This is a genomic window from Niallia sp. FSL W8-0635 (assembly GCF_038007965.1).
Classification (GTDB): domain Bacteria; phylum Bacillota; class Bacilli; order Bacillales; family Cytobacillaceae; genus Niallia.
The window spans coordinates 206,382-218,497 of record NZ_JBBOYD010000001.1; the positions used below are offsets into that span (position 1 = coordinate 206,382).

The window sequence follows — 12,116 nt, forward strand, 5'->3', positions numbered from 1 at the left end:
AGTAATCTATTGATTTTATTCCCTCTTTTATTTGCTATTGAAAATTCTCGCCAAAAGATTGCAAAATTCTACTATAACTTACTGTTTTTAATTGACAGAAAAATAGAAAACAAGTATTATAATTGAGAATGATAATCATTTGTTGTTATAAAATTTTAGAAAAAGAGGGACATACATATGTTTAAAAAACAAAGAAAGCCATTTATTCATATTTTCATATTCTCTATTGTTGCCATTCTTTTACTAGTAGGTTGTTCCAGTCAGTCATCCTCGAAATCGGATGAAGAAAAATCGAATGATTCAAATACAGATTCCCAATATCCACTAACGATTAAACATGCGTTTGGGGAGAGTATAATTGAAGAAAAGCCTGAACGTGTTGCGACGATTGCATGGTCTAACCAAGATGTTGCTCTTGCTCTTGGGGTTGTGCCTGTAGGTTTCTCCGCAGCAAACTATGGTGTTCAAGATGATAGCGGAATGTTACCTTGGACTGCAGAGAAAGCAAAAGAATTAGGGGAAGAAAATCCGAATATCTTCCAGGATACAGATGGTTTAGATTTTGAAGCAATTGCTGATTCTAATCCAGATGTCATTCTTGCAGCTTACTCCGGTATTACACAAGAAGACTATGATACTTTAAGTGAAATTGCACCAGTTGTTGCCTATCAAACTAGTCCTTGGGTAGCGTCTTGGCGTGAACAAGTAACGTACAATTCAATGGGAATGGGCATGGAAGAAGAAGGAAAGCAGCTTATTGCAGATACAGAAAAATTCATTGCAGATAAAGCGAATGAATTTCCTGAATTGAAAGGAAAAAAAGCAGCATTCGTAAGTGTTAATGGTGCTGACTTATCGAAATTTTATATCTATTCACCAACAGATCCACGAGGTGAATTCCTTACAGAGTTAGGAATGGAATATCCGGAAAGTATGACAAGTCAAATTACGGATCCAGCTAGTTTCTATTTGGAAGTAAGTGCTGAAAACGCAGATATATTAAATGATGTAGATATTTTCGTATCGTATGGAAATGACGAAACACTTGCAGCTTTACAGGCTGATCCAATCTATGGGAAAATTCCAGCGGTAGAGAGAGGGTCTGTTGTCATTATTGAGGATAATACTCCACTTGCAGCAGCAGGAACACCAAGTACACTCTCTATTGAATACACTTTAGATGAATACTTAAAATTACTCTCAGAAGCTGTAAGTAAAGTGAACTAAATGGATCATACATCCGTTTTAAAAAATAAGCAGTTAGTATTACCGAGAAAGTTTATAAGTGTACTTTTACTTTCTATTGTCTTACTTGGTATAAGTATATTGGCGTCTCTTGCTTTTGGATCTCGTGCAGTTGGCTGGAATGAAATACTGGATGGATTATTCCATCCAGAAGTGCAGTCCCACGGGGCAAATGTTGTTCGCCAAAGAATTGCTAGAACTGTATTTAGTTTAATGTGTGGTGCTGCATTAGGAGTTTCTGGGGCTCTTATGCAATCTGTCACGCGTAATCCGATTGCAGATCCTAGCATATTAGGAGTGAACACAGGTGCGGCACTATTCGTTGTTTGTGGAATATCCTTTTTTCATATTGGTTCTGCTGGTCAATACATTTGGTTTGCATTAGCAGGAGCGGTTTTAACTGCCATTTTTGTATTCGGAATTGGTTCGATGGGGAGTGGCGGTGCCACCCCCCTTAAACTCGTTTTGGCGGGAGCTGCGACAAGTGCAGCCTTATCATCGCTTGTAATGGCCATTATGATTCCGCGTTCCAATGTGATGGATCAATTTAGATTTTGGCAGGTAGGCAGTGTTGGAGCTGGAAATTGGGATTCTATTTCTATTTTCATTCCTTTTCTAATTGTAGGTATTCTAATCGCCTTTTTTTCTGCTCCTGCCTTAAACGCTTTAGCACTAGGGGATGAGGTAGCTACAGGATTAGGTGTACGGACGGGAACACTTAGACTTATTGCGGCATTTGGAGGCGTATTATTGTGTGGGGCAGCAACAGCACTAGCGGGTCCAATTGGCTTTATCGGTCTGCTTGCAACACATGTGATTCGACTCCTTATTGGTCCTGATTTACGTTATATTATCCCTATGTCAGCTGTGGCAGGAGCAATTATATTAACCATTTCAGATGTATTTGGTCGAATTCTTGGCAGTCCTGGTGAGCTTGAAGTAGGCGTTGTTACGGCATTTATTGGTGCTCCTATACTAATCTTAATTACTATGAAAGCGAAAATGCGTGCGTTATGATGAATGAATCGATTAATCTAATTATGGTAGGTAGAATAAAAAGACGTCGTCGTTTTATATTTGTGACTTGCTTCCTTGCCGTCATTGCTTTTGTGCTATGCGGTACGATGCTTATGCTAGGAAACACGATTTATCCTGTTGGGGATGTAATCAGTGTATTGTTAGGTGAGCAAGTAAAAGGAGCCTCCTTTGCAGTGGGAACAATCCGTTTTCCAAGAATGATTGCGGGAGTGTTTGCGGGATTTGCTTTTGGTATTTCTGGATATGTGTTTCAAACGATGCTTCGCAATCCTTTAGCGAATCCAAATGTTATCGGAATAACAGCGGGTTCAAGTGCTGCTGCTGTTTTTTGTATTATTGTTCTGCATGCAAGTAGTGCTTTTGTTTCGATTGCTTCCATTATCGGTGGACTAGCAACAGTAGTTGTTATTTTTCTATTATCAAAAGGTACTTCCTTTTCCATTGGTAGATTAATTTTAATTGGAATCGGAATTCAAGCAATGCTAAATGCTGTAATATCTTATTTATTGCTTATCGGACAACATCATGATGTTCCTACAGCAATGAGGTGGTTAAGTGGTAGTTTAAATGGAGCCAAAATGGAAAATCTTTATGCCCTTATGATTACCGTTCTTATCTTTGCACCTATCATCATTTTCCTCGGAAAGCGATTAGATATGTTAGAGCTTGGAGAACAAACAGCAACGTCTCTTGGTGTTAATACAGATAGAACAAGGGTTATTTTGATTATTAGTTCGGTACTAATCATTGCTTTAGCTACTGCTACAACAGGGCCTATTGCATTTGTCGCATTCCTTTCTGGACCTATCGCAAAAAGACTAGTGGGCATTGGATTTTCTAGTGTTATACCAGCAGGTCTTGTAGGGATCATTTTAGTTTTGGCATCTGATCTTATTGGACAGTTTGCGTTTGTTGCGAGATACCCTGTAGGTGTTATCACCGGTATTCTAGGTGCTCCATACTTAATCATGCTATTAATCCGAATGAATCGAAAGGAGGAATTGTAATGGAAAAGATACATGAATTTCGAGCGGAAAAGTTAACATCGGGCTATGATAATAAAATGATATTACAAGATATTGAGCTTGAAATTCCGAATAATAAAATCAGTGTTATTATCGGAGCGAATGGCTGCGGGAAATCAACCCTCTTAAAAACCCTATCCAATCTCATTAAATCTTCGTCTGGAACTATTACACTAGATGGAAAATCGATTAGTAAAATTCCATCAAAGCAATTAGCTCGAATTCTCGGTATTTTACCGCAATCGCCTATTGTGCCAGAAGGAATAAAAGTAGCAGATTTAGTTGGTCGAGGGAGATTCCCTCATCAAACGTTCTTAAGTGGTTGGTCAAAAAAGGATTATGAAGCGGTTGCTGATGCAATGGAAATGATGAAGATAACAGAATTTGCTAATCGTGATATTGATGAACTGTCAGGCGGTCAAAGGCAGCGTGTTTGGATTGCGATGGCATTAGCCCAGCAAACAGATATTTTATTTCTTGATGAGCCGACAACTTTCCTAGATATCACTTATCAAGTAGAAATTTTAGATCTATTAACAGATTTAAATCGGAAATATGGGACAACTATTGTGATGGTATTGCATGATATTAATCTTTCGGCGCGATATGCGGATTATATTTTTGCACTGGAAAAAGGCAAACTTGTAGGGGAAGGAAAACCGGAAGATATTATTACAAGTACATTGGTTGAAGATATTTTTGGTCTTAATTGTACGGTGATTAATGATCCGGTTTCTGGTACTCCTTTGGTTGTTCCTAAAGGAAGATATCACGTTAAAATATAGGTTCTCAAATATAGTCGTATTTTATGGATAAAACCCTTCAAATGTTTTAAAGCTTGAAGGGTTTTTCATATGCTTAAGATGTCGTATTTAATCCAAATGCACTTTTGGAATGAAGGTCTTTAGAACATTTCTCTAGAGAAGTCTTTATTTTATAAATATTGGTGTGGTTTTTGGGAATAATACCTGTTATATGCCAACTTAAAGGATGATTATCATGTCCCTCGCTATTCTAGCATTGTTAGCTTGTTTAGTGTTGATTGTATTTGCTATTGTTCCCAAAGGGTTAACACTTACTGAAATGATTTTTTTGTACTTTATCATCGGAATATCGACTATTACCCTATTCACAATCCTTGATGTTAATTTGCAATGGGTGCCACTTACTCGAAGTGTAGAAGGCTCTTTTGCCATGTATATATGTCGCTTTATTGTGATACCTTTTCAGATTCTTTTGTCTGTATGTGTATTTCATTCTAATTGGCAGGCAAAATGGCGATGGGGAGGAGCGGCAACCATTCTTGTGTTCTTATGTTTGGAAGACCAAATATATTTGTGGACCGGAATCCTAACTTTTCATAAATGGAATGAATTTTACTCAGCTCTTATGTATGTGGTGTTTATGCTAGTAGTATGGTGGGTAGCTCGCTGGTTTATTGGTCTAGATAAAGGAGAAAGTCAAAATAATGAATGAAATACGTTATGATAGTAGTTTTAATACGAATGAGTGGATTATTATCATTTCACTCATCGTTGGATTCTTGGTGGTGTTCATACTTCCAAAACGATTTTCCAAAAAGACAACAAGTGTTTATCTCATGTGTGGTGTCTTTTTTGGTTTCTTGTTTGATCATACTTTAAGTGTATTACCAGTTCGTTATTATGTAATCAATGACAGCTCTTCCTTTGAACTAATGGATTTTCTATCTCATGTGATGTATGCACCAATCAGTTATCTTTTCTTTTATTTATACGATTTCTTTACCATCAAACCCAATTTTATCCTGGTGTATATTTTAGGATGGGCACTTGTAAGTGTAGGGGTAGAGCGGCTTTGCGGTATCATTGGTATTTTTCACTATCAACATGGATATACCATCTATTATTCTTTTGTTATTTATTTATTAGTAATTAGTATTTGGGTAATCTTTTATAGAATGATTAAAGACTATGGTGAGGAACAATATTAGGTATCAGTTAGTTAGGACAATTAGATTATGCTGCTTGGATGTCTTAATAAGCATAAATAATAGCCATGATTTGAAAAAGAAAGAATGCGAATGAGAAGAGGATATTTCTCCTTGTTTTTGCTTGAATTTTAACCTAAATAGTCCTTTACAAACCTCTATTTTCAGGAGTAAGATACAAAAAAATAATAAATTTCAAATCGCTGAATCCTCAATGAATGAGGAACGGAGGACCCAATTTTTTTGTGAGTAATCACTTGGGGTGAATCCTTTTTGTAAAGGTAGGGTTATTCTTAGACCCGAATCCGACTGCTAACTTCGTAAGCGTTGTAAGAAGAGTGAATCGAAACTTGTGCTCATTGCTTAATTAATGGACCACAGGGGGGATACCTCTGTGGTTTTTTTGTGTGCGGATTTTCATTTGAAATTTCGGGATGATAAATTATGCGAAATGGATTTTTGCACAAGCTATGAAAATACAATGATTATTTTGTAGGACGTTATGTTGGAAGGAAGAAGGGGAAAAAATGAGGGTTCCTAAGAAAAAGGATATAATTGCTTTAAGTCCGCCTCAGATTCTTATTTTGGTATTTTTAGCTTTCACGTTACTAGGTACACTCCTTTTAAAAGTACCTTTAGCTACAACAGGAAGTATTTCATGGACAGATGCGTTATTTACAGCGACCTCTGCTATGACAGTTACTGGTTTAGCAGTTATTGATACGGGAGCCTCCTTTACTCTATTTGGAGAAATTGTGATATTATGTTTAATTCAACTTGGTGGATTAGGAATCATGACGTTTGCTGTTTTAATTTTCATGACCTTAGGGAGAAAGATTGGATTTAAAGAACGTCTTCTCATTCAGCAAGCTTTAAGTCAAACGTCTATGGGGGGAATTATTAAATTAGCGAAGCAGCTATTCTTATTTTCTATTATTCTCGAGAGTGTAGCGGCTATACTTTTAGCAATTAGATGGGTGCCGGAAATGGGATGGGGGAAAGGTGTATATGCAGCAATTTTTCACTCTATTTCCTCCTTTAATAATGCTGGGTTTTCAATCTGGCCGGATAATTTATCGAGGTATGTTGCAGACCCTGTCGTTAATATCGTTATTTCCATTCTCTTTATTGTTGGGGGAATAGGATTTACAGTTGTGTTTGATTTGTGGAAGAAATCGGAGTTTAGAAAACTAACTCTGCATACAAAGCTGATGGTAGTTGGGACGATTGTCATCAATGTCATTGCCGTGCTTCTTGTATTCAGCTTTGAAAATGATAATCCTCAAACATTAGGAGATTTATCCTGGTCTGGAAAAATCCAAGCTGCTTATTTTCAAGGCGTAGTACCAAGAACAGCTGGTTTTAATACAGTGGATATTGGAAGCTTAAATGAATCAACCTTGTTTTTAATGATTTTGCTTATGTTTATTGGGGCAGGAAGCGGTTCTACTGGCGGGGGGATTAAACTAACAACCTTCCTTGCTATGGTATTATCTGTTCTTTCGTTCTTAAGAAACAAAGACGAAATCGTTGTTTTTAATCGATCCATAGATGATAGAACCGTTGTAAAATCATTAGCCATTACGATTATTAGTCTTTCTGTCATTTTTATAGCCATTTTTATTTTGGATGTAACCGAGAAGAATGCAAGGTTCCTCGCAATCGTGTTTGAAGTAGTATCTGCTTTTGGAACCTCAGGCTTATCGATGGGATTAACCTTTACATTAACGTCGATTGGGAAAATGGTGATTGTTTTTGTCATGTTCGTCGGAAAAATAGGACCGTTAACCTTAGCCTTTTCTTTAGCAAAACCAAATCAATCAAAGATTCGTTATCCGAAAGAAGATATTTTAACAGGGTGAGGAGAGTTCATATCTATGGAAAGAGAACTCTCCTACTCATTAAAGCTTCTCTTTTTCATAAATAAGAATGGCTTCTTCCAAAAAATCGATAATTTCTTTTCTTATAGGATAGAGATTTAGATTGGATGAAGCCTTTTCTGATTTACGAACTTCCCAAAATTTAGCTTCCAATTCCTTTTCTCCATTAAATGTTTCTGCAGATAGTAAGAGAATCTCTTCTGCAATCATTTGTGCATCTTTTGAATGGGGTGCTCTTTGTTCTTCTAGGCATCGTTCAATTCGTTTAATGAGATGAATCCATTTCGTTAATTCTCTAGGATCATTTTCTAATTTTGGTAGCTTTTCTTTTAGGATCTTCTGTTCCTCCTTATTAAAAATGGACTTGATTATTTTATCTTTCTTTTTTAATGCTGGCTGTTCTTCTGCAAATAAAGGAATCAACTCTTTCCATTGTAGCTCCTCTTCTAGTTTAAGAATATTAAGTAGTGTGTTCGTATAATTAATGGATTGTTGAAGCTGTTGGATGTGATCTTCTAATTGTTCTTTATGAATGGTGAGTGTTTCAAAAATCGTGATGTGGTTAATAATCTGCTTTATATCGTTTAAAGAGATAGAGGCGGACTTTAGTAAAATGATTTTTTCAAGTAAAAAAATGTCCTCATCGTTATACAATCTTTTTCCGTTATCTTCCTTCTTAGAAGGGACAACCAATCCAATTTCGTCATAGTATCGTAGCGTTCGCAATGAAATAGTTAATTTTTTGGAAACTTCCCCAGTCGAATAAAAATTCATTATAATTCCTCCTAATAAATGCTTGCAGGTTACGTAACGTTACCATTTAAACTAAATGTAACATAACCAACTGGATAGGAGGAATATCAATTGAGGCAGGAAAAAATGGATTGGGGATATAAGGAACTGTTCGCGATGCTTTTGCTTATTCTTGTGGCTGTTCCAATAGTTATTGAAAATATAGGACAAAGCCTTCTTCAGGCTGTATTCCAAAATAGCTTGTATGCTGGGACATTGACCGGGTTAGTAATGGCAGTGGTGTTTATGTATAGTCTCTATATAATTGCATTAAGGCCAAAACAATTAAAGTGGATAGCAGTTGGGCTAAGACCACTTTCAAGGAAGGATTGGAAAGTGATAGTAGGTGGCTTCCTTCTCTTATTAGTTATGAGCATTATTATTTTAATCATAATGGATGCAATACAAATAGGGGTAGATAATAGCAAAACGGAAGCATTGAAGGATAAAAGCACTTGGTTTACTTTAAGTATAGCCTTTATCTCCGCAGCTATTATTTCGCCTATATATGAAGAAATTTTATATCGTGGTTTTTTATACAAATGGTTTAGACTGAAGTGGGGAAAGGTCTCAGGCATATTTTTAAGTTCCTTGATTTTTATGATAGTTCACATTCCAACATATAACACTTTACCAGTTAACTTTGTTTCTGGGGTGATATTGGCTTGGTCCTATGAAAAGAGTGGGTCTGTTATGCCAGGTATCATTATTCATGGGCTGTTTAACGGGATGGCCGTAATCTTGACTGCGACTTCTTCATGATAAAAAAATTACCTAATCATTTTAGTAGAGAATCTCATTGTAGATTATGGTCGTATCAAATTTGTTGTTATAACATTTTAATAGTAGGATAATAGCATATTTTGTCAGAAAATATGCTATTATTATTTTATTCGCAATACAAAGAGAATTTATTTGAAACAACATGGGGGAATAAGATGAAGACCTGGATACGACTAAATCTATATTGGATGATACCAGGTGTGCTGATGTTATTAGGACTGTTATTATTGTTTGTCCAAAACTTTTCTAAAGTGACAGCACAGCCGGAATCAGATTGGAGCAGGGGATTATTAGTTGGACAATCGGAAGTAAATAAATTACCAGCAATAAAAGAAACAGAGGATGGCAATTACTTGTTCTCCTTTTTTCAGGAAAATAAATTAAATACGGCCACACTGAATAGGGAGTTTCATATAGAGAAAGAGAAGGATTATGATATTCCGGTAGATAAATGGACACAAATATATCAGGGGAATGATCAGCTTATTTATTTTGACTATGAAAATATTTATGACCAAAATAAGACGGAATTAGTTGCTGATGTAGAGGAATTCTACCCGCTGGATTCGTCTATTCTGTATGTAAAAGAAAATACGCTTTTTCAATTAAATCCTGAAACAAAAAAATCTTCTGAGATGATGAAGATTAATCTAGATAAAGAAAAGCTTTCTATTGAAGAGAATGAGGATGGCATTCATCTGCTGTTGTTTACAAAGGGAAAAAGTGATGTAGATCTGACCTTATACAGCATCCAGGAAGGGAAAATAAATCCTTTATATGAAACAAAGATAAAGGTGGATCCTGGGAAGATAGTAAATGGGATTTCCTTCACTTTTGAAGAGCAGAAGCTAGCATTGTTGCTTCTAGAAGAACTGGAGTTAACACAAGGTAAACCAGAGTATTTTAACTACTTTGCAGAAATTGATATTGCAAGCACACAACAGCCTGAGCAGTATGAGTTAGCCTTTCAGGATCCTGCAATAGAGAACGGAAAGTTAAAGGAAATTTCAGATGTTGCTTTTACTTATAGAGATGGAAAGCCACGTCTTTTATTTAAGGCGAATGGTTTTACGGAAACGAAATATAATGAGAAGAGTGGATTCAATATTTATGAAGCGGAAATAGGAAAAGAGGGAATCACCAAGACAGAACGACGCAGTAATACAGCAGCGATTTCCACTATTCCACAATGGTTAAATGAGAATACGGTTGTTTGGATGGATCTTGATGGAGATGGTAATAAAGTTTATGTCTCTTCTAATGAGCTGTCTAAGATTAACAAGGAAATTAAAAGTACATCTGAAGATTGGCTACAGGCGCTTGGAAAGACATTTGGAATGATTTCCACTTCCTTTTTCGCCTTTGCTCTTTCCTTTATTTGGTTACTATGGCCCATTCTATTTGTGATATTTATGTATGTATTTTTCAGTAGAACCGTAGATTATGATCGACCATGGATTTTTTATACGGGCATCGTTATCTATTTAGCTGCCGCCGTAATATTTAAGGATCATTTCTTTGTACCCAATATATTATCAAGTGCACCGGGATATTTAACTTTTACAGGTAGTTCCTATTTCTATCTAATATTATTTGCAGTTATTGCATACCTTTTAGCTATGTTGACGAAACGTGTGAATGAATGGATAGGAGCACCAAGAATTATCTATTTTGTTGGTGTACATATTATTTTATTAACTATATTTTTTGGCCCATATATTATTTATTAACTGGAGTGATAAGCGGATGAGCTATTTTGAGTACTTTATATAACGAGATTCTATTTGGATTCGAGCACCACCAATTATAATGGAATAAACGATTAAATATAATTGGAGGGGGATAGGATGCGCACAGAGAAGCAAATGCTAGATTTAGTACTGAAAGTGGCTAATGAGGATAATAGAGTGAGAGCTGTTTGTATGAATGGTTCAAGAACGAATCCCAATGTACCAAAAGATGCTTTTCAGGACTTTGATATTGTATATATAGTGGATAATATGGAGTCTTTTTTGAATGAGCCTGATTGGGTGGATGTCTTTGGAGAGCGAATCATTATGCAGACACCAGAAGATTCCTCCCTTTTTTCTCCTGAGCTTGGTGGGAGATTTACGTATCTTATGTTATTTACAGATGGGAATCGGATTGATTTAATGCTTATTCCGATTGAGGAAAAGGAGAGTTACTGCCAAGAGGATGGGCTGACAAAGGTTTTATTAGATAAAGATGGTAGTCTTCCTTTAGTGCCACTAAGTACGGATAAGGATTATTGGGTAAAAAAGCCGTCAGCGGAACAATTTGCTGACTGTGTGAATGAATTCTGGTGGGTTTCCACCTATGTGGTCAAAGGGTTATGGAGGCAAGAAATCCTTTATGCTATTGATCATATGAATATAGTAAGAGCGATGCTTTTAAAAATGCTAGAATGGAAAGTTGGCATCGAAACAGAGTTCTCACTTAGTGTGGGGAAAAATAGTAAGTACTTAAAAAAATATATTGACGAGCATACATGGCATAAACTGATGGAGACCTATCCTAATGGAGTATATGACCAAGTCTGGAGGGCATTATTATCGATGACGGCATTATTTGAAAGAGTGGCTTTAGAAGTTGGAAAACAGTTCGCATATGATTATTCATTGGAAGAGGCAGAAAAGGTAAAAAGCTATTTAAACCATGTTTACAAGCTGCAGCCTAATGCAACGGAAATATATTAAAGGTTTGGGCGGTTATTTTGCATAAGCAGATTGACCGCCTTTTTCTCGTCAGAAATAAAGCTGTGCTTACGTTACAGGTGCAAAATCAAATCAATGCTTGAGGGAGAGAAAAAGAATGTTGTATCGAAAATTTACAGCAAATGATTTTGCGTTATATTATCAGCTAGTAAGTGACGAACAAGTGATGGCGCAAATTACAGAGCGAGTAATCCCAGTAGAAGAGGCGAAATTAAATTATGAGAAATTGCTATATCGCAATGAAAAATATCATATGTTTGGTTCTTATTCCTTTTTTCATCGGGAAACAAAAGAGTTTATTGGGCTAGGACATTTGACTTTAAATGAAGATAAAAAGGAGGAAGTAGAGCTTGGCTATATGCTTTTGCCAGAAGTGTGGGGCAAGGGATATGGCAGTGAGATTGCGGAGATATTAATGGAATTAGCGAAGCAAACAAATGTAAAGATAGTAAAAGCGATTATTGATCCAGCTAACTTTCCTTCAAGGAAAATATTAATTAATCAAGGATTTACTTCAGTGTGGATAGGGGAAATGGATGGGTTGCCTGGAGAGGTTTTAAGAAAGGAATTAGGATGATGCCTATCTAGAAATAAGGAACCTATTGTTAGAAAATTCATTAAAAGTGGTTGAGAACTTTTCCTCGTTCAC

General features: G+C 36.2%; 12 protein-coding genes and 1 riboswitch. Of the genes, 11 read left to right on the forward strand and 1 reads right to left on the reverse strand.

Going from position 1 to position 12,116, the window contains the following annotated elements; translation table 11 throughout:
- Positions 1-177: 177 nt before the first annotated feature.
- The 7 genes from NYE52_RS01155 to NYE52_RS01185 all read left to right on the forward strand — a co-directional run bounded on the left by NYE52_RS01155 (position 178) and on the right by NYE52_RS01185 (position 7,139).
- Positions 178-1,227 (forward strand): iron-siderophore ABC transporter substrate-binding protein, encoded by a 1,050-nt coding sequence (locus tag NYE52_RS01155; protein ID WP_341191388.1) that lies wholly within the window; start codon positions 178-180, stop codon positions 1,225-1,227.
- Positions 1,228-2,262 (forward strand): FecCD family ABC transporter permease, encoded by a 1,035-nt coding sequence (locus NYE52_RS01160; protein ID WP_341191389.1) that lies wholly within the window; start codon positions 1,228-1,230, stop codon positions 2,260-2,262. It abuts the gene before it with no gap.
- Positions 2,259-3,290 carry a FecCD family ABC transporter permease gene (locus tag NYE52_RS01165; RefSeq protein ID WP_341191390.1) on the forward strand — a complete coding sequence of 344 codons (1,032 nt, stop codon included), beginning with the start codon at positions 2,259-2,261 and terminating at the stop codon, positions 3,288-3,290. The genes NYE52_RS01160 and NYE52_RS01165 overlap by 4 nt, the downstream gene beginning before the upstream one ends.
- Complete coding sequence (locus NYE52_RS01170) at positions 3,290-4,093, forward strand: ABC transporter ATP-binding protein (protein WP_341191391.1); 804 nt, start codon at positions 3,290-3,292, stop codon at positions 4,091-4,093. Before NYE52_RS01165 ends, NYE52_RS01170 begins: the two co-directional genes overlap by 1 nt.
- Positions 4,094-4,307: 214 nt before the next feature.
- Positions 4,308-4,784, forward strand: coding sequence for a hypothetical protein (locus NYE52_RS01175; RefSeq protein WP_341191392.1), 477 nt, complete (start codon positions 4,308-4,310; stop codon positions 4,782-4,784).
- A complete protein-coding gene (locus NYE52_RS01180; protein ID WP_341191393.1) occupies positions 4,777-5,280 on the forward strand; it encodes a hypothetical protein in 504 nt (167 codons plus the stop codon). The genes NYE52_RS01175 and NYE52_RS01180 overlap by 8 nt, the downstream gene beginning before the upstream one ends.
- 188 nt (positions 5,281-5,468) lie before the next feature.
- Positions 5,469-5,619, forward strand: a riboswitch (cyclic di-AMP (ydaO/yuaA leader).
- A gap of 185 nt (positions 5,620-5,804) precedes the next feature.
- Positions 5,805-7,139, forward strand: a complete 1,335-nt coding sequence (locus NYE52_RS01185) for a TrkH family potassium uptake protein (RefSeq protein WP_341191394.1) — start codon at positions 5,805-5,807, stop codon at positions 7,137-7,139.
- 39 nt (positions 7,140-7,178) lie between these two features.
- On the opposite strand, the gene NYE52_RS01190 is transcribed toward NYE52_RS01185, so the two are convergent.
- Positions 7,179-7,931 (reverse strand): MerR family transcriptional regulator, encoded by a 753-nt coding sequence (locus tag NYE52_RS01190; protein ID WP_341191395.1) that lies wholly within the window; start codon positions 7,929-7,931, stop codon positions 7,179-7,181.
- A 90-nt stretch (positions 7,932-8,021) separates the two neighbouring features.
- Here NYE52_RS01190 and NYE52_RS01195 point away from each other — a divergent pair, with 90 nt between their 5' ends.
- The 4 genes from NYE52_RS01195 to NYE52_RS01210 all read left to right on the forward strand — a co-directional run bounded on the left by NYE52_RS01195 (position 8,022) and on the right by NYE52_RS01210 (position 12,044).
- Positions 8,022-8,711: a CPBP family intramembrane glutamic endopeptidase gene (locus tag NYE52_RS01195; protein WP_341191396.1), complete on the forward strand. Its 690-nt coding sequence runs from the start codon at positions 8,022-8,024 to the stop codon at positions 8,709-8,711.
- A gap of 176 nt (positions 8,712-8,887) precedes the next feature.
- Positions 8,888-10,462 (forward strand): hypothetical protein, encoded by a 1,575-nt coding sequence (locus NYE52_RS01200; RefSeq protein WP_341191397.1) that lies wholly within the window; start codon positions 8,888-8,890, stop codon positions 10,460-10,462.
- Between the two features lie 117 nt (positions 10,463-10,579).
- A complete protein-coding gene (locus tag NYE52_RS01205) occupies positions 10,580-11,449 on the forward strand; it encodes an aminoglycoside 6-adenylyltransferase (protein WP_341191398.1) in 870 nt (289 codons plus the stop codon).
- A gap of 115 nt (positions 11,450-11,564) precedes the next feature.
- Positions 11,565-12,044: a GNAT family N-acetyltransferase gene (locus NYE52_RS01210; RefSeq protein WP_341191399.1), complete on the forward strand. Its 480-nt coding sequence runs from the start codon at positions 11,565-11,567 to the stop codon at positions 12,042-12,044.
- Positions 12,045-12,116 lie beyond the last annotated feature (72 nt).

Bases quoted from the DNA above. Each gene is read 5' to 3' on its own strand.
- NYE52_RS01155 (WP_341191388.1), top strand. From the start codon at position 178: ATGTTTAAAAAACAAAGAAAGCCATTTATTCATATTTTCATATTCTCT.
- NYE52_RS01160 (WP_341191389.1), top strand. From the start codon at position 1,228: ATGGATCATACATCCGTTTTAAAAAATAAGCAGTTAGTATTACCGAGA.
- NYE52_RS01165 (WP_341191390.1), top strand. From the start codon at position 2,259: ATGATGAATGAATCGATTAATCTAATTATGGTAGGTAGAATAAAAAGA.
- NYE52_RS01170 (WP_341191391.1), top strand. From the start codon at position 3,290: ATGGAAAAGATACATGAATTTCGAGCGGAAAAGTTAACATCGGGCTAT.
- NYE52_RS01175 (WP_341191392.1), top strand. From the start codon at position 4,308: ATGTCCCTCGCTATTCTAGCATTGTTAGCTTGTTTAGTGTTGATTGTA.
- NYE52_RS01180 (WP_341191393.1), top strand. From the start codon at position 4,777: ATGAATGAAATACGTTATGATAGTAGTTTTAATACGAATGAGTGGATT.
- NYE52_RS01185 (WP_341191394.1), top strand. From the start codon at position 5,805: ATGAGGGTTCCTAAGAAAAAGGATATAATTGCTTTAAGTCCGCCTCAG.
- NYE52_RS01190 (WP_341191395.1), bottom strand. From the start codon at position 7,931: ATGAATTTTTATTCGACTGGGGAAGTTTCCAAAAAATTAACTATTTCA.
- NYE52_RS01200 (WP_341191397.1), top strand. From the start codon at position 8,888: ATGAAGACCTGGATACGACTAAATCTATATTGGATGATACCAGGTGTG.
- NYE52_RS01205 (WP_341191398.1), top strand. From the start codon at position 10,580: ATGCGCACAGAGAAGCAAATGCTAGATTTAGTACTGAAAGTGGCTAAT.
- NYE52_RS01210 (WP_341191399.1), top strand. From the start codon at position 11,565: ATGTTGTATCGAAAATTTACAGCAAATGATTTTGCGTTATATTATCAG.